Origin of the sequence: Pseudomonas sp. Marseille-Q5115 (assembly GCF_916618905.1) — a bacterium.
In the GTDB taxonomy this organism is placed as follows: Bacteria; Pseudomonadota; Gammaproteobacteria; order Pseudomonadales; family Pseudomonadaceae; genus Aquipseudomonas; species Aquipseudomonas japonica_A.
Map to the genome: position 1 here is coordinate 3,162,221 of NZ_CAKAKI010000001.1, position 19,582 is coordinate 3,181,802.

Annotated in this window: 17 protein-coding genes and 1 pseudogene; 11 read left to right on the top strand and 7 right to left on the bottom strand. The window is 63.2% G+C overall.

Annotated elements, in window-relative coordinates; all coding sequences use genetic code 11:
* The first annotated feature begins 180 nt into the window (after nucleotides 1–180).
* Nucleotides 181–1,970, top strand: a pseudogene (locus LG385_RS14540) (sigma-54-dependent Fis family transcriptional regulator).
* A gap of 85 nt (nucleotides 1,971–2,055) precedes the next feature.
* On the opposite strand, the gene cysS reads toward LG385_RS14540, so the two are convergent.
* The gene (cysS, locus tag LG385_RS14545) at nucleotides 2,056–3,438 is read right to left on the bottom strand and encodes a cysteine--tRNA ligase (protein ID WP_225774871.1); all 1,383 of its coding nucleotides are present in this window, start codon (nucleotides 3,436–3,438) and stop codon (nucleotides 2,056–2,058) included.
* Nucleotides 3,439–3,445: 7 nt separating this feature from the next.
* On the bottom strand, nucleotides 3,446–5,146 hold the full coding sequence (locus tag LG385_RS14550) for a glutamine--tRNA ligase/YqeY domain fusion protein (RefSeq protein WP_225774872.1): 1,701 nt from the start codon (nucleotides 5,144–5,146) through the stop codon (nucleotides 3,446–3,448).
* Between the two features lie 143 nt (nucleotides 5,147–5,289).
* Between LG385_RS14550 and LG385_RS14555 the strand changes: the two genes are divergently transcribed.
* Nucleotides 5,290–5,793: a peptidylprolyl isomerase gene (locus LG385_RS14555; protein WP_225774873.1), complete on the top strand. Its 504-nt coding sequence runs from the start codon at nucleotides 5,290–5,292 to the stop codon at nucleotides 5,791–5,793.
* Complete coding sequence (locus tag LG385_RS14560; protein WP_225774874.1) at nucleotides 5,790–6,512, top strand: UDP-2,3-diacylglucosamine diphosphatase; 723 nt, start codon at nucleotides 5,790–5,792, stop codon at nucleotides 6,510–6,512. Before LG385_RS14555 ends, LG385_RS14560 begins: the two co-directional genes overlap by 4 nt.
* Before the next feature lie 6 nt (nucleotides 6,513–6,518).
* Here the strand turns inward: LG385_RS14560 and LG385_RS14565 are convergent, their stop codons facing one another.
* Complete coding sequence (locus LG385_RS14565; protein WP_413247327.1) at nucleotides 6,519–7,343, bottom strand: substrate-binding periplasmic protein; 825 nt, start codon at nucleotides 7,341–7,343, stop codon at nucleotides 6,519–6,521.
* 182 nt (nucleotides 7,344–7,525) lie between these two features.
* Here LG385_RS14565 and LG385_RS14570 point away from each other — a divergent pair, with 182 nt between their 5' ends.
* The 3 genes from LG385_RS14570 to LG385_RS14580 all read left to right on the top strand — a co-directional run bounded on the left by LG385_RS14570 (nucleotide 7,526) and on the right by LG385_RS14580 (nucleotide 8,731).
* Nucleotides 7,526–8,083 (top strand): exonuclease domain-containing protein, encoded by a 558-nt coding sequence (locus LG385_RS14570; RefSeq protein WP_181114850.1) that lies wholly within the window; start codon nucleotides 7,526–7,528, stop codon nucleotides 8,081–8,083.
* Nucleotides 8,084–8,147: 64 nt separating this feature from the next.
* The gene (locus LG385_RS14575; protein ID WP_181114853.1) at nucleotides 8,148–8,429 is read left to right on the top strand and encodes a pyrimidine/purine nucleoside phosphorylase; all 282 of its coding nucleotides are present in this window, start codon (nucleotides 8,148–8,150) and stop codon (nucleotides 8,427–8,429) included.
* Nucleotides 8,430–8,548: 119 nt separating this feature from the next.
* Nucleotides 8,549–8,731 (top strand): PA1571 family protein, encoded by a 183-nt coding sequence (locus LG385_RS14580; protein ID WP_225774875.1) that lies wholly within the window; start codon nucleotides 8,549–8,551, stop codon nucleotides 8,729–8,731.
* A gap of 33 nt (nucleotides 8,732–8,764) precedes the next feature.
* Here LG385_RS14580 and pdxB read toward each other — a convergent pair whose 3' ends face one another.
* From pdxB to rlmM, 3 genes are read right to left on the bottom strand one after another with little or no spacing between them, the layout of a single operon-like run.
* A complete protein-coding gene (gene pdxB, locus LG385_RS14585) occupies nucleotides 8,765–9,907 on the bottom strand; it encodes a 4-phosphoerythronate dehydrogenase PdxB (protein ID WP_225774876.1) in 1,143 nt (380 codons plus the stop codon).
* Nucleotides 9,908–9,924: 17 nt separating this feature from the next.
* On the bottom strand, nucleotides 9,925–10,179 hold the full coding sequence (gene tusA, locus LG385_RS14590; protein WP_181114861.1) for a sulfurtransferase TusA: 255 nt from the start codon (nucleotides 10,177–10,179) through the stop codon (nucleotides 9,925–9,927).
* 43 nt (nucleotides 10,180–10,222) lie between these two features.
* Nucleotides 10,223–11,278 (bottom strand): 23S rRNA (cytidine(2498)-2'-O)-methyltransferase RlmM, encoded by a 1,056-nt coding sequence (gene rlmM, locus LG385_RS14595; protein WP_181114864.1) that lies wholly within the window; start codon nucleotides 11,276–11,278, stop codon nucleotides 10,223–10,225.
* 234 nt (nucleotides 11,279–11,512) lie between these two features.
* Here rlmM and acnA point away from each other — a divergent pair, with 234 nt between their 5' ends.
* The 3 genes from acnA to LG385_RS14610 all read left to right on the top strand — a co-directional run bounded on the left by acnA (nucleotide 11,513) and on the right by LG385_RS14610 (nucleotide 16,712).
* A complete protein-coding gene (gene acnA / locus LG385_RS14600) occupies nucleotides 11,513–14,251 on the top strand; it encodes an aconitate hydratase AcnA (RefSeq protein WP_225774877.1) in 2,739 nt (912 codons plus the stop codon).
* Nucleotides 14,252–14,394: 143 nt separating this feature from the next.
* The gene (locus LG385_RS14605) at nucleotides 14,395–15,090 is read left to right on the top strand and encodes an RHS repeat-associated core domain-containing protein (RefSeq protein WP_225774878.1); all 696 of its coding nucleotides are present in this window, start codon (nucleotides 14,395–14,397) and stop codon (nucleotides 15,088–15,090) included.
* Nucleotides 15,091–15,146: 56 nt separating this feature from the next.
* Nucleotides 15,147–16,712, top strand: a complete 1,566-nt coding sequence (locus LG385_RS14610) for a methyl-accepting chemotaxis protein (RefSeq protein WP_225774879.1) — start codon at nucleotides 15,147–15,149, stop codon at nucleotides 16,710–16,712.
* A 6-nt stretch (nucleotides 16,713–16,718) separates the two neighbouring features.
* Here the strand turns inward: LG385_RS14610 and LG385_RS14615 are convergent, their stop codons facing one another.
* Nucleotides 16,719–17,378, bottom strand: coding sequence for an alpha/beta family hydrolase (locus tag LG385_RS14615; protein ID WP_225774880.1), 660 nt, complete (start codon nucleotides 17,376–17,378; stop codon nucleotides 16,719–16,721).
* A gap of 152 nt (nucleotides 17,379–17,530) precedes the next feature.
* Between LG385_RS14615 and ccoN the strand changes: the two genes are divergently transcribed.
* Together ccoN and ccoO are read left to right on the top strand one after the other, a co-directional pair.
* Entirely contained in the window at nucleotides 17,531–18,973 is a 1,443-nt protein-coding gene (gene ccoN, locus LG385_RS14620; protein ID WP_225774881.1) for a cytochrome-c oxidase, cbb3-type subunit I, read from the top strand.
* On the top strand, nucleotides 18,970–19,578 hold the full coding sequence (gene ccoO, locus LG385_RS14625; protein ID WP_225774882.1) for a cytochrome-c oxidase, cbb3-type subunit II: 609 nt from the start codon (nucleotides 18,970–18,972) through the stop codon (nucleotides 19,576–19,578). Before ccoN ends, ccoO begins: the two co-directional genes overlap by 4 nt.
* The last annotated feature ends 4 nt before the right edge of the window (nucleotides 19,579–19,582 follow it).

Consider the following 19,582-nt stretch of genomic DNA (forward strand, 5'->3'; position numbering starts at 1 on the left):
TATAGCCACATCCGTGCCATTTTCCAGAAAGCCCCGTTCCAGGGCCCGCCGCTGCGCCTGAAGGTTCGCAACTGAACAAAAATGAACAGCCAGGACTGAACAATTGAACACCCGAAGTGTTGACAAGGTTCAGGTTTGAACAACACTGGGTGAACAAAAATAACCATAAAGGGCAGCGCAATGTCCGCAAGCAGCCACGGCATCGTTCACGAACAAGCCATCCGCGAAGCCTGGGCGCGCTCTGTCGCCGCTGGGCTTCACGCGCACGATGCCCCTGACCACGGCACACCGACGCCCGCTTCCGTTGAGCAATGGCGAGGGCGCCGGAACGAACTGCTAAGTATCGCCGATACCCAACTGCTACCCACGTATGGCCAGGTACTGGCGCCCATCCAGGCGCTACTGGTGCTGGCCGATGAACACGGTCGGCTGTTACGCAGCTGGGGCACGCCGCGCTTTGAGCCAGTCCAGGCCCGCGCTTTCATGGAGGGGGCTGATTGGAGCGAGGCCCGTGTGGGCTGCAACGCTCTGGGCACGGCGCTCGCTTGCGGCCAGGCGGTGCACGTGGAACACGACGAGCACTTCCTGGCGGCCAACCGGTTCATGAGCGGTTCCGCCGCGCCGGTGTACGATGCGGACCGGCGCCTGGTGGGCGTACTGGGACTGTCCAGCGATAGTTTCCTGCCGCCTTCGCATACTCTGGGCACCGTGAAGATGATGGCGCAAGCGCTGGAAAATGCCCTGCTGGAGGCTCGCTTCGCCGGGGGCTACCACCGGCTGGTATTCAATACGGCGCGCAACAACCTGGACAGCCCCTGGGCGGGCGTGGTTGTGGTGAACCCTCGAGGCCAGGTGATTGCAGCCAACCGACGGGCAGACACGCTGCTGGGCAAGGATCCGCGAAACTTGCCAATCGAGACTCTTTTCCGAACCAGCCTGGCAGACCTGGCGGCCCGGCCTGCCCCACTCCCGTTTCCCCTGCTTGCCGCCGGCCGCAGCCGCCTCCAATGTTTGCTGAACCCACCCACGAACCCACACCCCAGGCAACCGCCTCGCCCAGCGAACAAACCGCGCTGGTGAATAAAGGCCTGCGCATGCTCGAACGGGATATTCCGCTGCTGATCAGCGGAGAAACCGGCGCCGGGAAAGAGGTGCTGGTGAAGGCGCTGCATACTGCCAGTTCCCGCGCCAGCCAACCGCTGATAGCAGTGAACTGCGCGGCGATCCCGATGGAGCTGGTGGAGTCCGAACTGTTCGGCTATGAAAAAGGCGCGTTCACGGGTGCGAACCAGAAAGGCAATGCAGGGCTGATCCGCAAGGCGGACAAAGGCGTGCTGTTTTTCGACGAAATCGGCGACATGCCGCTGCCCACCCAGGCGCGGCTATTGCGCGTGCTGCAGGAGCGCTGCATTCAACCCTTGGGCAGCGGCGATCCAGTGGCGGTGGATGTGCGGGTGATTTGCGCGACCCACCGGGACCTGGCGCAAGCCGTGGCCGAGGGCAGCTTTCGTGAAGATTTGTACTACCGCATTGCAGGCTGCACATTGAAGCTGCCGCCGCTGCGCGAACGCAGCGACCGCCTTGAACTAATTCACGCGATCTGGGAACAGCACCGGCAGCCCGAACAACGCGCCGGTTTCAGTGACGCGGCGCTGCAGGCGCTGATGAACCACCCCTGGCCCGGCAACCTGCGCCAGTTGAGCAGCGTGATTCAAGTGGCGCTGGCCTTGGCAGACGACGGCAGGATCGAACCGGAGCATTTGCCCGACACCCTCCTCGCCCCCTTCGCCCCTGCGCCATCACCCCGGGTAGTGGAAGTACCCGCCCAGGACATCAACGCCCTGCTGCGGGCCACCGACGGCAATATTTCGCAGGTGGCACGCCGGCTGGGCGTAAGCCGCAACACCGTGTACAAACGCCTGCGCGAGATGAACGCAGGCGCTTGGCCAGCGGAGAGTGCAGGCCCGTAGGAGCTGGCGCCAGCCTGCGAACAGGGCCATCAAGCCCTGATCGAGGCCATTATCTGGCTCCGCCAGGTCTCGCATGCAGCCGACGTTAGTCCGCCAACCGCCAGGTGGTGCCGCCTTTACCATCCTCCAGCACCACGCCCATGGCGGTGAGCTGATCGCGAATGCGGTCCGATTCGGCCCAGTTCTTGTCCGTACGGGCCTGGAGCCTTGCCTGGATCAGCGCTTCCACCTCAGCGGCATTCACACGGCCTTCGGCATCGGCGCGCAGGAAGGCTTCGGCGTCCAGTTGCAGCACACCCAGCAGATCACCCAGTTCACGCAAACGCCCGGCCAGGCCAGCGGCGGCCTGGGCGTCGGTGTCACGTAGGCGGTTGATCTCCCGCACGAGGTCGAACAACACCGCGCAGGCTTCGGCGGTGTTGAAGTCGTCGTTCATGGCGGCAGCGAACCGCTCCACGTACGCCTCGCCACCTACCGCCGCGCTCGCCGGCAAGCCCTTGAGCGCGTGGTAGAAGCGGTCCAGCGCGCTCTTGGCGTCGCGCAGGCTGTCTTCGGAGTAATTGATGGCGCTGCGGTAATGGCTAGCCACCAGCAGGTATCGCACTACCTCTGGGTGGTACTTTTCCAGCACATCGCGAATGGTGAAGAAGTTGTTCAACGACTTGGACATCTTCTCGCCATTGATGCGGATCATGCCGCAGTGCATCCAGGCATTGGCGTAGGGCTTGCCGGTTGCGGCCTCGCTCTGGGCGATCTCGTTCTCGTGGTGCGGGAACTCCAGGTCGCTGCCGCCGCCGTGGATGTCAAAGGTTTCACCCAGGCAGCAGGTGGACATCACCGAGCACTCGATGTGCCAGCCCGGCCGACCGGGGCCCCAAGGGGACTCCCAGCTTGGCTCACCCGGCTTGGCGGCTTTCCACAGCACGAAGTCGAGCGGGTCCTGCTTGGCCTCCTCCACCTCGATGCGAGCGCCGATGCGCAGGTCTTCGATGCGCTTGCGCGACAGCTTGCCATAGCCTTGGAACTTGCCCACGCGGTAGTACACATCGCCATTGCCTGGCGCGTAGGCGTAGCCCTTGTCGATCAGGGTCTGGATCATCGCCTGCATGCCAGGGATGTGATCGGTGGCGCGTGGCTCCTGATCGGGTGGCAGGATGTTCAGCCGGCGCTCGTCCTCGTGCATCGCCTCGATCATGCGCGCGGTAAGGGCGTCATAGGGCTCGCCGTTCTGGTTGGCCCGGTTGATGATCTTGTCTTCGATGTCGGTGATGTTGCGCACGTAGGTGAGGTCGTATCCACTGTAGCGCAGCCAGCGGGTGATCAGGTCGAACGCCACCATGCTGCGGCCGTGCCCCAGGTGGCAGTAGTCGTACACGGTCATCCCGCACACGTACATGCGCACCTTGTTGCCATCCAGTGGCTTGAACGGCTCCTTGGCCTTGGTCAGCGTGTTATAGATGTTCAGCACGGCGGCATCAGCTCCAGGAGTCACGCAGGGTCACGGTACGGTTGAATACGGGCTTGCCCGGTTGAGTGTCTTTCAGGTCGGCGCAGAAGTACCCTTCGCGCTCGAACTGGAAACGGTCCTCGGGCAGTGCCTGGGCCAGCGAGGGCTCGGCGCGGCAACCGGTGAGGATCTGCAGCGAATCCGGGTTGATGTTGTCCAGGAAGCTGCCGCCTTCTTCGGATTTTTCCGGGTTGGCCGAACGGAACAGGCGGTCGTACAGGCGCACTTCGCATTCCACGTTGGCCTCGGCCGGTACCCAGTGGATCACGCCCTTCACCTTGCGGCCCTCGGGGTTCTTGCCCAGGGTGTCGGGATCGTACGAGCACAGCAGCTCGACGATGTTGCCGTCGGCATCTTTCACCGCTTCGTCGGCACGGATCACGTAGGCGCCACGCAGGCGCACTTCGCCACCCGGCTCCAAACGCTTGTAGCCCTTGGGCGGGGCTTCCATGAAATCGTCACGGTCAATGTACAACTCCCGCGCGAACGGCAATTGGCGCACGCCCATGTCTTCCTTGGGATGGCGCGCCAGTTCCAGCATCTGCTGCTGGCCTTCGGGGTAGTTGGTGATGGTCACCTTCAGCGGGCGCAGCACGCACATGGCGCGTGGCGCGGTGCGGTCCAGGTCTTCGCGGATGCTGAATTCCAGCATGGCCATGTCCACCACGCCGTCGGAACGGTTGGTGCCGATCATCTCGCAGAAGTTGCGAATCGCCTGCGGGGTGTAGCCACGGCGGCGGTAGCCCTGCAGCGTGGACATACGCGGGTCATCCCAGCCGCGCACGTGCTGTTCATCCACCAGTTGCTTGAGCTTGCGCTTGCTGGTGATGGTGTAGTTCAGGTTCAGCCGGGAGAATTCATACTGGCGCGGCTTGCTCGGCACCGGCAAATTCTCCAAAAACCACTCGTACAGCGGCCGATGGCCTTCGAACTCCAGGGTGCAGATCGAATGGGTGATGCCTTCGATCGCGTCGGACTGCCCGTGAGTGAAGTCGTAGTTGGGGTAGATGCACCAGGCGTCGCCGGTCTGGTGGTGATGCGCATGGCGAATGCGGTAGAGGATGGGGTCGCGCAGGTTCATGTTGGGCGAAGCCATGTCGATCTTCGCCCGCAGTACGCGCTCGCCGTCCTTGAATTCGCCGGCCTTCATGCGGGCGAACAGGTCGAGGTTTTCCTCTACCGAACGCTCACGGAAGGGGCTGTTCTTGCCCGGCTCGGTGAGGCTGCCACGGTATTCGCGGGCCTGCTCGGGCGTGAGGTCGTCCACATAAGCCTTGCCGGCCTTGATCAGTTCCACCGCCCAGGCATGCAGCTGGTCGAAGTAGCTGGAGGCGTAACGCACCTCGCCCGCCCACTGGAAGCCCAGCCATTTCACGTCCGCCATGATGGCGTCGATGTATTCCTGGTCTTCCTTGGCCGGGTTGGTGTCATCGAAACGCAGGTGGCAACTGCCACCGAATTCCTCGGCCAGGCCGAAGTTCACGCAGATGGACTTGGCATGGCCAATGTGCAGGTAACCGTTGGGCTCCGGCGGGAAGCGCGTGACGATGGCAGTGTGCTTGCCGGCCTCGAGATCGGCCTGCATGATCGGGCGCAGGAAGTTGGCCGGAACTACAGGCTCAGCCTTGGCGGCGGCGTTCGAAGCGTTGTCGGCGGTAGGCTTGGTCATGGAATCCTTCAAATACGGTGTAGGCCAGCTAAAACTAGGCCAGGTAAAACAAAGCCCGTATCATAGCTCAAGCTTTCAAGGCACTAACAGGCCGCTACCCTAAAACCGTGGCGCCACTTGAATATCTGACAAGAGTGAATTTTATGTCCAAGGTCAAATTGTCCACCAACCACGGCGACATCGTTCTGCAGCTCAACGCAGACAAGGCACCTGGCACCGTTGCCAACTTCATCGAATACGTAAAGGCCGGCCACTACGAGAACACCGTGTTCCACCGTGTGATCGGCAATTTCATGATCCAGGGCGGCGGCTTCGAGCCTGGCATGAAAGAAAAGACCGACAAGCGCGCGCCCATCAAGAACGAAGCCAACAACGGCCTGCCGAACAAGAAGTACAGCGTCGCCATGGCCCGCACCATGGAGCCGCACTCGGCCTCCGCGCAGTTCTTCATCAACGTGGCCGACAACAGCTTCCTCAACCACACCGCGCCTACCACCCAGGGCTGGGGCTACGCCGTGTTCGGTGAAGTGATCGAAGGCCAGGACGTGGTCGATGCCATCAAGGGCGTTGCCACCGGCTCCAAGGCTGGCCATCAGGACGTGCCGAAAGAAGACGTGGTCATCGAGAAAGCCGAGATCATCGAGTGATACTGCTGATCTCTGATCTGCACCTGCAAGAAGAACGCCCGGACATCACCCGGGCGTTTTTGCACTTCCTCGAGGGCCGTGCCCGCGCTGCTCGCGCGCTCTATATCCTCGGGGATTTTTTCGAGGCCTGGATCGGCGACGACGCCATGTCTCCCTATCAGGCCAGCATTTGCCGCGCCCTGCGGGAGCTGACCGACAGCGGCACCCTGGTGTACCTGATGCATGGAAATCGGGATTTCCTGATTGGCGAAGCATTCTGCCAGGCCGCCGGCTGCACCCTGCTCAGCGACCCTTGCGTGATCGACCTGGACGGCGAAGAGGTGTTGCTGATGCACGGCGACCTGCTGTGTACCCGCGACGAAGGCTACCTCAAGCTGCGCCGTGTACTACGCAACCCGCTTACGCTGTGGGCGCTGCGACACTTGCCGGTGGGCTGGCGGCAGCGGCTCGCACGCCGTTTGCGCAACGAAAGCAAGGCGCATACCCGCATGAAAGCCCGCGACATCGTCGACGTTACACCCGACGAAGTACCCCGCGTTATGGGCCAGGCCGGCGTGACCACCCTGATCCACGGCCATACTCACCGCCCGGCGGTACACAAGCTTCAGGTGGGCGAGGCGCCAGCGCGGCGAATTGTGCTGGGCGACTGGGACCGCCAGGGCTGGGTGCTGGAGTGGGACCGCGAAGGCGCGCGGCTCGAAGCCTTCGAGCTGGGCTGAGCGCCGCTACGGCACCCGGTGCCCGATCACCGCGGTGCCGTCTACCCGAGGCAGCACGTCCACGTTGTACGGGGCGAACAGCCGCTTCATTACGCCACTGGCATGCAACTGCTCCAGATAGCTCGCCAGTTCGTCGCCAGTGATCGGGCCGTCTGGCCTCAACAACGCATAGTGATGATAGACCTGGTCCGTGCGTTGAGACACCAGCAGTGAAGCCTTCAGCTCAGGGTATTTGTCGAAAAAGCTGGTGAGGTAGGAGCGGGTAACCAGCGCGATGTCCGCTCGGTTGCGCGCCACCATCAACAGATTGCTGTCGTGTGAGTACGTCAGGGTCGCCTGATAATGGCTGACCAGGTACTCCGGCTCGGCATTGAAACCGGCGAACGCATAGTGATAGCCGCTGTACAGGGCCATACGCTTATTGGCCAGGGTCGCGAAATACCGATCGTCGCGGCCGTCCATGCGCCGACCCACGAACACTTCGGCGTCCTCCAGGCCCATGTCCACGGCAACATGGGGCGTAGCCTCCCAACCCCATCGAGGGTTCTCGAAGATAGCCATGTCCACCCGCCCCTGGCGCAGGTCCTGAAACCTGCGCGGCAGCGACGTAGGCACCAATGTGAACAGGTAGCGGCCTTGCACACGGTTCAGTGCCGCCACAAGGTCAGGCAGCAAACCCGTGTCGGCCCCGCTTTCAGGATGTACGGTGTAGGGCGGAAAGTGCGCCGCGGCGACTTTGACAACCTCCTGAGCCTGGGCGGCCGGGCCTGCGCAAAGAGCAGCGAACCAGGTCGCGAACACGAGGGCGGCCCGCGAGGGCGTGAGGAACAAGGCGGACGCTCCAACTGGATAATCGACATAAGCTAGGCGTTTTCACCCGCACAAACAACTTCGGTCCTTGTTCATCGCCTGGATTGTGGCTTATCACCCCATGGGCCACCCTTGAGCGTAGGTATCGGAACCTTCCCGGCTTGGCTAGGCTCTAGCCTTGAACGCTATTCAAGGGGCCACGTATGCCGCATTGGCTGGTCATTGACCTGGAAGCCACCACCGACGAGGGTGGCTGGCCGGTCGAGGAAATGGAAATCATCGAGATCGGCGCCTGCCTGGTCGACCGCGACGGCCGCGAACTGGACCAGTTCCAGCGGTTCGTTCGCCCTCAACGCAGGCCCTTGCTCACGTCCTTTTGCCGGGAGCTGACACATATCACCCAGGCCGATATCGACGGGGCCCAACCGTTGCCGCAGGTATGGGCACAGTTCGAGCGCTGGCTGGGCCGCATGCCCGCGTCCTTGGCGGGATGGGCCAGCTGGGGAGACTACGACCGGCAGCAGTTTGTATTGGCCTGGCGCGAATACAACCTGGCCAGCCGGCTTGCCAGTGTGCCCCATGTGAACCTCAAGCAGCGCTTTGCCAAGGCTCGCCAGCTTCCCCGACCTACCGGGCTCAACGGCGCCCTTCAGCTGGCCGGCCTGCAGTTCCAGGGCAGCCAGCATCGCGCGCTCGAAGACGCACGCAATACGGCTCGCCTGCTGCCCCTGGCGTTACCCGAACAGTACAAAAGCGGATGACGCCCCCGGCTCGCTTGGGCATACTGGCACACCGTTTTTAGCCCCAAGCGAGAGGAATCGCCCCATGTTCAAGGTCAACGAGTACTTCGACGGCACTGTGAAATCCATTGCCTTCGAAACCGCTGAAGGTCCGGCCACCATTGGCGTGATGGCTGCGGGCGAATATGAATTCGGCACGGCGCAACGGGAAATCATGCATGTGGTGTCCGGCGCGCTTACCGTGAAACTGCCTGACAGCGACGAGTGGGAAACCTTCGAGGCCGGCAGCCAGTTCAATGTGCCCGCCAATAGCAAATTCCAGCTCAAGGTCGCCAGCGAAACCGCTTACCTCTGCGAATACCGCTGAGTTCCCCCTCGGGGAACTCATGCGCAAGGTAAAAGTCTGCTGCCTGGGCTGGCGTGTAACCGGAGGGTCACGCAGCCGGCCTAGTGCATTCAAATCGCCAAGCCTATGAGGACCTGCGCATGAGCCCACAACACGCCGCCGAAGTTTCTCCCGATCAACAACCGCTGCCTGAGCATCACCGGGTAGGTGGCGCCATCATCGATGAGGCCGGTCGGGAAATCCCCATTACCGAGGGTATGGTGCGCGAAGCGTGCCAGGCGCTGGAGACTTCCCGCAGGCAGGAAGCTCAGGTTACGGGTTGACGCTCCATTCAGCGCTCGGGGCTCATTCCCAGGTCACACCAGCGTGGCGCCCAGGGCCTCCACGTACTGGCGCAAGAGCGGCGCCTCGCCGTCGATCCGCACATTTAGCCCGTTGATTTCCCTCCGCGGCGGGTAGGCCTTGCGCAAGGCATCGAACGCTGCGCGCTGGCGTGCGGGGTCGTCACTGAGGCTACGCCGGAAGGCCGCATCGTCGCTGCGGGGGTCGTACACCGCTCGGCACAGCATCGCCAGCGCCCAGGCCGGGTCGGCGCGGCCGTCCAACGTAATGCTCGCCAGTGCTGGCGAAGGCAGCAATGCGCCCAGCGACACCTGCGACGGCACGCCTTGCCATGCACACAGCGCCTGATAGATCGCAGCCGTACCGCGCTGGCGCCCTTCCAGGCTGTAACCGGCGATGTGCGGCGTAGCCAGTACGCACAGGTCGGCCAGGGCAAGGTCGACGGCGGGCTCCTGTTCCCATACATCCAACACAGCCTGAAGATCGTCACGGGCCAGCAATACGGTTTTCAGCGCTTCGTTACCAACCACCGGGCCCCGCGCTGCATTGATGAGCCAGGCACCCGGGCGCAGGCGCTCAAGGCGTTCACGATCGAACAGGTGCCAGGTGGGGCACGGCCCGGTTCGCGTCAACGGGGTGTGCAGGCTGATCACGTCGCATTGCTCGATGATGTCTTCCAGGCTGCAATAGTCGCCCCCTTCCGCAGCCTGTCGGGGCGGGTCGCACACCCGCACATCCCAGCCCAGCCCGCGCAGCACCGCTGCCAGCCGGCCGCCCACCTGGCCCGCGCCAACGATACCGTAGCGCCGCTCGGGCAGCGCTACGCCGTCCAGTTCGGCCAGGGTAAACAGGCTGGCAAGCACATAATCCACCACGCCACGGGCATTGCACCCTGGCGCGCTCGCCCAGTGGATGCCTGCGGCTTCGAGCCATGGCAGGTCCAAGTGGTCGGTGCCGATGGTGCAGGTGCCCACAAAGCGGACCTTGCTGCCTTCGAGTAACGCTTGATTGACCGGCGTAACCGAGCGCACCAGCAGCACATCGGCGTCGCGAACGGCCTCGGCGCTGAGGGTGCGCCCAGGCAACCGGCGGATTTCACCAAAGCCCTGGAAGAAGGCCTCGACCAGGGGAATGTTTTCGTCTGCCACGATCAGCATGGGGGGCCTATGGGCGCTTACTGCGCCTTCTTGCGAATCCAGTAGAGGTAGGTGCCGGCCGTTTCGTCCTGGCCAACCAGTTCGTGTTCGAGAAAAGCACAGAATTTGGGAATGTCACGTCGGGTAGACGGATCCGTGGCGATGACTTTAAGCAGCCCGCCCGCGGGCAGGTCGCGCACGTGCTGGTGCAACATCATCACCGGCTCCGGGCAATTGAGGCCGGTGGCGTCCAGCACAGCATCTACGTTCAGGTGTTCAAGGGCTTCGGGCATGGTTACCTCTTAAGACGAGCCAGTGGATCAAGGGGCACGCGCATCAGCGATCGAGCCGGCGCAGGTGGCAGGTGACTTCCTCGCGGTCGTGGTACAGCTGCTTGCAGCCGATGGCCACATTTATACGCCGGGCCTTGAAGCCTTCGCGAATCCGCTCCAGCAACCGACGCACTTCGGCGTACCGCTGCTTCATTGGCAGTTTGAGGTTCACCACCGCCTCGCGGCAATGCCCCTCCCCCAGCCAGGTCTCCAGCAATGCCGCGTTGCGGGCAGGTTTTTCCACGATGTCGCACACCATCCAGTCCACGGGTGGCCGCGGTGCGTAAGTAAAGCCGTCCGCCATCAAATGACGCACCAGCCCAGTGTCCATCAGGCTTTGAGCCATGGGTCCGTTATCCACGGCGGTAACCAGCATCCCGCGGTTCACCAGTTGCCAGGTCCAGCCACCGGGCGCCGCGCCCAGGTCCACGGCGGTCATGTCGCTGTGCAAACGTTCGTCCCACTGGTCGCGGGGAATAAAGTGGTGCCAGGCCTCTTCGAGCTTGAGCGTAGAGCGGCTGGGCGCCTCACGGGGAAACTTCAAGCGTGGGATACCCATGGGCCACATCGCGCTGTTCTGCTCGTCGGCCACGCCCACGAACACTTGGCGCCCGCTGATGAAAGTGAGCAGCAACCGGGCGCCTGGCGGGCCAGAACGCAGCTTTCCGGCCTTTTCCAGCGCCTTGCGCAGCGGCGCTTCGAACTTGCGGCAAAACGTGGATAGCTCCTTGCCGTCGTTGGTGTCCAGCACTTCAAGCCACAGGCTGCTGAAGGTGGGGTAATCCTTCAGCGCTTCGAGCAATACGCTGATACGGTCGGTTTCCGGCAGTGCCACGTACTGGCCGCGTGCCCATTGGCGAGGGAAAATCAGCTCGCTGAAGCGCAACTGCGCCATGAAGCGCGCCGGGCCGTCGGCATCGGTACAGATGAATTCGGCGCAGGCGCTGGCCGGCTTCGCGCGGGCGTAGCCGGGTACATTCAGGGTGGCCGCGTGTTCGCTGACTTCGGCGCACACCTCGCCCTCGAAACCGGGGCGGCAGTGGAACAACAAGGTATTCATCTACACTCCGCAGGTCACGCCGTTCGGGTAGCCCCTGCATTGATCGAGGGGTGGCGCGATAAACCGCGGATGATAGCGCAGCCGCGCCCGCCGTGGGCCGTTGGGTTGCTACCGTTCGAGCGCTGCACAATTCCCATGGCAAACGCATGGGAACCCCCGAGCCGCCGGGAAAGTCCAGTGCAAAGAAGCTCAGCCAATGGCCCGTGCCGTGCGGGCCGTCAGGAGACCCTTTACATGCCCTCCCTCGATAGCCTGAAAACCCTGCAGACCCTCAAGGTCGGCGACCGTGAATATCACTATTTCAGCTTGCCAGCCGCCGCCGCGCAGCTGGGCGACCTTCAAAAGCTGCCCATGTCCCTCAAGGTGCTGCTGGAAAACCTGCTGCGCTGGGAGGATGGCGCCACCGTCACCTCGGCCGATTTGCACGCCTTGGCTGACTGGCTTAAAGAACGGCGCTCGGACCGCGAAATCCAGTACCGCCCGGCGCGGGTACTGATGCAGGACTTCACCGGCGTGCCCGCCGTAGTAGACCTGGCTGCCATGCGGGCCGCTGTGGCCAAGGCCGGCGCCGACCCGCAGCGCATCAACCCGCTGTCTCCGGTAGACCTGGTCATTGACCATTCGGTGATGGTGGACCGATACGGCAGCGCCGAGGCGTTCGGCGAAAACGTCGACATTGAAATGGAGCGCAACGGCGAGCGTTACGCCTTCCTGCGCTGGGGCCAAAGCGCGTTCCACAACTTCAGCGTGGTACCACCGGGCACCGGGATCTGCCACCAGGTGAACCTGGAATACCTGGGGCGCACCGTGTGGACCCGCGAGGAAGACGGCCGCACCTACGCCTTCCCGGACACACTGGTGGGCACTGACTCCCACACCACCATGATCAACGGCCTGGGCGTGCTCGGCTGGGGTGTGGGCGGTATCGAGGCAGAAGCTGCCATGCTGGGCCAGCCGGTGTCCATGCTGATTCCCGAGGTGGTGGGCTTCAAACTTACCGGCAAGCTGCGCGAGGGCATCACCGCCACCGACCTGGTGCTGACCGTGACCCAGATGCTGCGCAAGAAGGGTGTAGTTGGCAAGTTCGTGGAATTCTACGGTGACGGGCTGGCCGAGCTGCCGTTGGCGGACCGCGCCACCATCGCCAACATGGCACCTGAATACGGCGCTACCTGCGGCTTCTTCCCGGTGGACGACATTACCTTGGGCTACCTGCGTTTGTCGGGCCGCCCCGAGGAAACCGTGCAACTGGTAGAGGCCTACTGCAAGGCGCAAGGCCTGTGGCGTCTGCCGGGCCAGGAACCGGTGTTCAGCGCCCAGCTAGAGTTGGACATGAATGAAGTGGAATCCAGCCTCGCCGGGCCCAAACGGCCTCAGGACCGGGTGCCGCTGGGCAAGGTGAGCCAAGCCTTCAATGACTTCATCGGGTTGCAGCTCAAGCCCGCCGACAAGGAGGAAGGCCGGCTGGAAAGCGAAGGCGGTGGCGGCGTGGCCGTGGGCAATGCCGACCAGGCAGGCGAAGCTGAATACAGCGACGGCACGCACACCTATGCGCTGAAGCACGGCGCGGTGGTGATCGCGGCGATTACCTCCTGCACAAACACCTCCAACCCCAGCGTGATGATGGCAGCCGGTTTGCTGGCCAAAAAGGCTGTGGAGAAAGGCCTTAACCGCAAGCCCTGGGTGAAAACCTCACTGGCGCCCGGTTCCAAGGTGGTGACCGATTACTACAAGGCCGCTGGCTTGCTGACCTACCTGGAACAGTTGGGCTTCGACCTGGTGGGCTACGGCTGCACAACCTGCATCGGCAACTCCGGGCCGCTGGACGCGCCCATCGAGAAAGCCATTCAGCAGGCGGACCTCACCGTGGCCTCGGTACTCTCCGGCAACCGCAACTTCGAGGGCCGAGTGCACCCTCTGGTGAAAACCAACTGGCTGGCTTCTCCGCCCTTGGTAGTTGCCTATGCCTTGGCGGGCAACGTGCGCATCGACATTTCCAGCGAGCCGTTGGGCACCACCCCAGACGGCAAACCGGTGTACCTGCGCGACATCTGGCCCAGCCAGAAGGAAATCGCCGAGGCGGTGGCCAAGGTGGACACTGCCATGTTCCACAAGGAATACGCCGAAGTGTTCGCCGGTGATGCCCAGTGGCAAGCCATCGAAGTGCCGCAAGCGGCGACCTACGTGTGGCAAGAGGATTCCACCTATATCCAGCATCCGCCTTTCTTCGAAGACATCGCCGGCCCGCTGCCAGTGATTGCGGACGTGAACGGCGCGTATGCGTTGGCGGTGCTGGGCGACTCCGTGACCACCGACCACATCTCCCCCGCCGGCAATATCAAGGCTGACAGCCCCGCCGGGCGTTACCTGCGGGAAAAAGGCGTGGAGCCCAAGGACTTCAACTCCTATGGCTCACGCCGGGGCAACCACGAAGTGATGATGCGCGGTACCTTCGCCAATATCCGCATTCGCAACGAGATGCTGGGTGGCGAGGAAGGCGGCAACACCATTCACATCCCGACCGGCGAGAAGCTGGCCATCTACGACGCGGCCATGCGCTACCAGGCCGCTGGTAATCCCCTGGTGATTCTCGCCGGCCAGGAGTATGGCACTGGCTCCAGCCGCGACTGGGCCGCCAAAGGCACCAACCTGCTGGGCGTGAAGGCGGTGATCGCCGAGAGCTTCGAGCGCATTCACCGCTCCAACCTGGTGGGCATGGGCGTGCTGCCGCTGCAGTTCCTGTCGGAGCAAAGCCGCAAGACGCTGGGCCTTACCGGGCGCGAACGCTTCGACATCCTCGGCCTCAGCGGCGCCACCCTCGCCCCGCGCATGCACCTCACCTTGCGCATCACCCGCACCACGGGCGAGCAAACCGATGTGGAAGTGCTGTGCCGGATCGATACCCTCAACGAAGTGGAATACTTCAAGGCCGGGGGGATTCTGCACTACGTGCTGCGGCAGTTGATTGCCTGACCTATCCCGGGCCGCCGCCGGTAGTCGGCCAAAGCCCGGGAATGGACTGCTACCAGGGTGCCCTTTGCGCTCTACCTGGCTGTTTGTCAGCTGTTGCGGGTACGCATTGTCTGTTGGGATAGGGCATCTGCTGGAGAGATGCCATGACCCGCATAGCACTGACTATCACCGACCTGCCGGGCTCTGTGCTTGCGCAGTATGGGTACCCGCAACGTTTCGCCTATACCCCCTTCGGCGGGCTACCTGTGCGAATCGCTGGAGCATCGGCTTACCACAGCCTGTGGCTGGAGGATGGTTACTACCTGCCAGGTAACGGCTACAGAGCTTACTCGCCGCAATTGCTGCGTTTTTACGCACCGGACAGTTGGAGCCCGTTCAGAGAGGGAGGGATGAATGCCTATGCTTATTGCCGGGGAGAACCTATTAATCATGCAGATCATACGGGGCATGCGCCCTTTAATATCTGGCGCAAACTGCTAGGCGCTCTGCGGGGCAAGCGTAAACAGGGACTGACCAGTACAAGCAGCCAGCAATCGATAACGTCCGGGATCGCCAATCCTGACTTTGTCGATTCTCAATTAGTGGCCACAGCGCCTTCACTTCCCCCTAAGCCGCCTGCTAATCCTCTGCCACTGCCAAGCCGAGAGCCAATCGGGCGCCTCGATAAAAAACGCGCTGTAGTTGCGCCACCAGTACCACACAAAGCGCCGATCAAGCCCGTCAGGCAAGAACGAGCAAAGTCGCCTGAAACGACCACTCATGTTCAAATGCGCAGGCGTCCAGACGGCACCATCGAATGGGAATTCGAGCCGGAGGTATGGACAGCTGTTAAGCGCTAAGGTTTTAGCCCCAGCCGCCGACACCCTGCCAAAGCACTCAGCGGAACCTGCCCCCCATGCGCAACAACCAGCCCGTCACTCAGCGTGAGCGTACCTTCCCGGCCCATCAGCGGTTGATCTCTACCACTGATACCAAGGGGATGATCAGTTACTGCAACGATGCGTTCGTCGAGATCAGCGGGTACGGGCGCGAGGAATTGATCCGCGCGCCGCATAATCTGGTGCGTCACCCCGACGTGCCGTCGGCGGTGTTCGAGCACATGTGGCAAACCCTCAAGAGCGGGCGGCCATGGATGGGCATCGTAAAGAACCGCTGCAAGAACGGCGACTTCTACTGGGTGAACGCTTACGTCACGCCAGTGCTGGAGAACAGCCAGGTGGTGGGCTATGAATCCGTGCGGGTAAAACCGACGGCCGAGCAGATCCGCCGCGCCCAGGCTTTGTATGCGCGCCTGAACGCTGGGAAGCCGGCAATCGCCGCCGTGGAGCGCTGGGCGCCCGTGGTGCGGGACTGGCTGCCCTTTATTCTGGTCAGCCAGATCGGCTTTTTGATTGGCTTGTGGCTGAACACTGGCTGGGGCTTCGCATTGGCTGCCGCGTTGTCGGTCCCGCTTGGGTTGCTGGGCTTGAGCTGGCAGCAGCGTGGCCTCAAGCGCCTGTTGCAACTGGCCGAGCAAACCACGTCCGACCCGTTGATTGCACAGATGTACACCGACAGCCGTGGCGTTCAGGGCCAGTTGGAGATGTCCATGCTGAGCCAGGAAGCACGCCTGAAAACCTGCCTCACCCGCCTGCAGGACACCGCCGAGCACCTCAAGGGCCAGGCTCGGGAAGCCGATAGCCTGGCGCATGAAAGCTCCGAGGGCCTGGACCGGCAGAAGGCCGAAACCGAGCAGGTGGCCGCCGCGGTCAACCAGATGGCTGCTACCACCCAGGAAGTGGCCAACCACGTACAGCGTACCGCCGACGCGACCCAGCAGGCCAATCAGCTCACCAGCCGTGGCCGCGATATTGCCGGAGAAACCCGCGAAGCCATCGAGCGCCTGTCCGCCTCGGTGGGCGAAACCGGCCAGACCGTGACTCGCCTGGCCAAGGACAGTGACGAAATCGGCGGCGTGGTGGACGTGATCAAAGGCATCGCCGACCAGACCAACCTGCTGGCGCTCAACGCCGCCATCGAAGCCGCCCGCGCCGGTGAGATGGGCCGCGGGTTCGCTGTGGTGGCCGATGAAGTACGCCAACTGGCGCAGCGCACCACCGAATCCACCGGGCAGATCCACAGCCTGATCGCCAAGCTGCAACACACCGCCACGGCTGCCGTGCAAACCATGGAAGCCGGCCACCGCCAGGCGCAGGAAGGCGTGGCGCGGGTAATGGAAGCCGACCAGGCACTGGTGGGCATCAGCGAAGCGGTGGCCAACATCACCGACATGGCCACGCAGATCGCCGCCGCGACCGAGGAGCAGAGCTCTGTAGCCGAGGAAGTGAGCCGCAACATCACCACCATTGCCGAGCTGGCCGATCAAACCTCCGGCAAGGCCCAGAGCACCGCGCTGCTGAGCGAAGCCCTGACCCAGACTGCGGCAAGCCAGTACTCGCTGGTGGAGCGCTTCAACCGGTAACTGACACTACAAAAACGCGCAGATGCGGTCCGCTGCAGCTTCCAGGTGTTGCTCATGGGTAAACCCGGAGCTTTTCAGCGGCTTGAGGTCATGGTCCGCAGCGGGTAGCCAGTACAGTTCGATGGCGGGCGAAAGCGTATAGCCCTCTACCGTGGCGCGGTTACCCAAAGCGTCGCGCTCGCCCTGGAGAATCAACGTAGGGACCTGCAGCTCTGCCAGGTGCTCGGTACGCGGCTTTTCCGGCTTGCCGGCGGCGTAGAACGGATAACCCAGGCATACCAGGGCATCGGCGCCCAACTCGTTGGCCAGCAAACTGGCCATGCGCCCGCCCATGGATTTGCCCCCAATGGCTAAGCGCCCGGGCACCTGGGTGCGGGCCAGTGCGTACACCTCACGCCACTTTTCCAGCAAGCGCACTTGCGGGTTGGGTGGCCGCTTGCCGCCGTCCACGCGGCGCTGGGCCATGTAGGGGAACTCGAACCGCAATACATCGATGCCGCCCTTGGCCAGCAAGCCCGCCACGGTGTTCATGAACGGGCTGTCCATGGGCGCCCCCGCACCGTGGGCCAGGATCAGACACGTGCGCTCGTCCTCGCTGGCCGCCCCCGTGGCGCTGTCCCACAACCAACCGTTATCGCGGACCCGTTCCGCCCATTCATCGCTCACGTTCGGTTCCTCCCAGGCAAAGCCCGACTGTGCCCGAACCTGGCGCAAAGTGCCACGTTGGCCCTGCCCCCGAGGCCGTCGGTCGCATTGCACAGCGAAGCGGCTTCCCCCACACTGCGGCCCGCTGCCCGAGACCGACAGTGGACCCTGACATGAGCACAGCACCGCCCAGCGCGGCCTATAACTACCGGGTGGTACGCCAGTTCACCGTGGCGACCGTGGCTTGGGGCATTCTCGGCATGGCCGTGGGCGTGCTCATCGCCGCGCAGCTGGTATGGCCCGCGTTGAACCTCGACCTCCCCTGGACCACGTTCGGCCGCTTGCGCCCGTTGCACACCAACCTGGTGATTTTCGCCTTCGGCGGCTGCGCGCTGTTCGGCACTTCGTTGTACGTGGTGCAACGCACCTGCCAGGCCAGGCTGATCTCTGACGGCCTCGCCCAATTCGTGTTCTGGGGGTGGCAGGCCGTGCTGATCGCTGCGGCGGTAACCTTGCCGCTGGGGTACACCACCAGCAAGGAATACGCCGAACTTGAATGGCCCATCGCGCTATTGCTGGCGGTGGTGTGGGCGGCCTACGCGTGGCTGTTCTTCGGCACCCTCCGGGCGCGCAAGGTTCGGCATATCTACGTAGCCAACTGGTTCTACGGCGCGTTCATCGTGGTGATGTTGATTCTTCACGTAATCAACCACCTGGCGCTGCCGGTGAGCCTGTTCAAGTCTTACCCGGTGTATGCCGGTGCTACCGATGCCATGGTGCAGTGGTGGTATGGCCATAATGCCGTGGGGTTTTTCCTCACCACCGGCTTTTTGGGGATGATGTATTACTTCGTGCCCAAGCAGGCCAATCGACCGGTGTATTCCTATCGGCTGTCCATCGTGCACTTTTGGGCGCTGATTACCTTGTACATCTGGGCGGGCCCGCACCACCTGCATTACACCGCCCTGCCCGATTGGGCGCAAAGCCTGGGCATGGTGATGTCGGTGATCCTGCTGGTGCCCAGCTGGGGCGGCATGATCAACGGCATGATGACCCTCGCTGGCGCCTGGGACAGGCTACGCACCGACCCGATCCTGCGATTTCTGGTGGTGGCGCTGGCCTTTTACGGGATGTCCACCTTCGAAGGGCCGATGATGGCCATCAAGACGGTGAACGCGTTCACCCACTACACCGACTGGACCATCGGCCATGTGCATGCCGGCGCGCTGGGCTGGGTGGCGATGATCACCATCGGCGCCACCTACCATATGGCGCCCCGGGTATGCGGCCGCCCGGCCATGCACAGCCTCACGGCCATCCATGCGCACTTCTGGCTGGCCACCGCAGGTACGGTGCTTTACGTGACCGCCATGTGGACCAATGGCCTGGCTCAGGGCCTGATGTGGCGAGCCGTGCTGGACGACGGCACCTTGGCCTACAGCTTTGTGCAGACGGTGGTGGCCAGCCGGGGCGGCTATGTGGTGCGCCTGATCGGTGGCGCCTGCTTCGCCAGCGGTATGCTGGTAATGGCCTGGAACCTCTGGCGGACCATCCGCGCCAGTAGCCCCGCCGAGGCCGAGCGCGCAGCGGCCGTGCCTGAAGGGGCCGCGCAGTGAACCATGCCCGCCTCGAAAAAAATATCGGCTTGATGGCGCTGATGATGGTGCTGGCGATCAGCGTGGGTGGCCTCACGCAAATCGTGCCGCTGTTTTTCCAGGACGTGACCACAAAGCCCTTGGCTGACATGCGACCACGCAGTGCCCTGGAGGTGGAAGGCCGCGACGTGTTCATCGCCAACGGCTGCGTGGGCTGCCATTCCCAGATGATCCGCCCGTTGCGCGCGGAAACCGAACGCTACGGCCACTATTCCCTTGCGGGTGAAAGCGCCTGGGATCACCCCTTCCTGTGGGGTTCCAAGCGCACCGGGCCGGACCTTGCCCGCGTGGGCAAGCGCTATTCCGATGCCTGGCATGTGGCCCACCTCATAGACCCGCGCAGCCTGGTGCCCGAATCCGTGATGCCGGCTTACCCCTTTCTGGCGCAAACGCCGGTGAACGGCAGCCACACCGCTCGCAAGCTGCAAACCCTCCGTGCCCTTGGCGTGCCCTATACCAATGCGGAAATTGCCGGGGCCGAGGCAGCGGTGCGGGGCAAGACCGAAATGGACGCCCTGGTCGCCTACCTGCAGGGCCTGGGCACGGCCATCAAGGCAGGGCAGTGACTCG

Bases quoted from the DNA above. Each gene is read 5' to 3' on its own strand.
- LG385_RS14570 (WP_181114850.1), top strand. From the start codon at position 7,526: ATGCCGCATTGGCTGGTCATTGACCTGGAAGCCACCACCGACGAGGGT.
- rlmM (WP_181114864.1), bottom strand. From the start codon at position 11,278: ATGAATACCTTGTTGTTCCACTGCCGCCCCGGTTTCGAGGGCGAGGTG.
- LG385_RS14575 (WP_181114853.1), top strand. From the start codon at position 8,148: ATGTTCAAGGTCAACGAGTACTTCGACGGCACTGTGAAATCCATTGCC.
- acnA (WP_225774877.1), top strand. From the start codon at position 11,513: ATGCCCTCCCTCGATAGCCTGAAAACCCTGCAGACCCTCAAGGTCGGC.
- LG385_RS14605 (WP_225774878.1), top strand. From the start codon at position 14,395: ATGACCCGCATAGCACTGACTATCACCGACCTGCCGGGCTCTGTGCTT.
- LG385_RS14610 (WP_225774879.1), top strand. From the start codon at position 15,147: ATGCGCAACAACCAGCCCGTCACTCAGCGTGAGCGTACCTTCCCGGCC.
- pdxB (WP_225774876.1), bottom strand. From the start codon at position 9,907: ATGCTGATCGTGGCAGACGAAAACATTCCCCTGGTCGAGGCCTTCTTC.
- ccoN (WP_225774881.1), top strand. From the start codon at position 17,531: ATGAGCACAGCACCGCCCAGCGCGGCCTATAACTACCGGGTGGTACGC.
- tusA (WP_181114861.1), bottom strand. From the start codon at position 10,179: ATGCCCGAAGCCCTTGAACACCTGAACGTAGATGCTGTGCTGGACGCC.
- LG385_RS14580 (WP_225774875.1), top strand. From the start codon at position 8,549: ATGAGCCCACAACACGCCGCCGAAGTTTCTCCCGATCAACAACCGCTG.
- LG385_RS14550 (WP_225774872.1), bottom strand. From the start codon at position 5,146: ATGACCAAGCCTACCGCCGACAACGCTTCGAACGCCGCCGCCAAGGCT.
- LG385_RS14555 (WP_225774873.1), top strand. From the start codon at position 5,290: ATGTCCAAGGTCAAATTGTCCACCAACCACGGCGACATCGTTCTGCAG.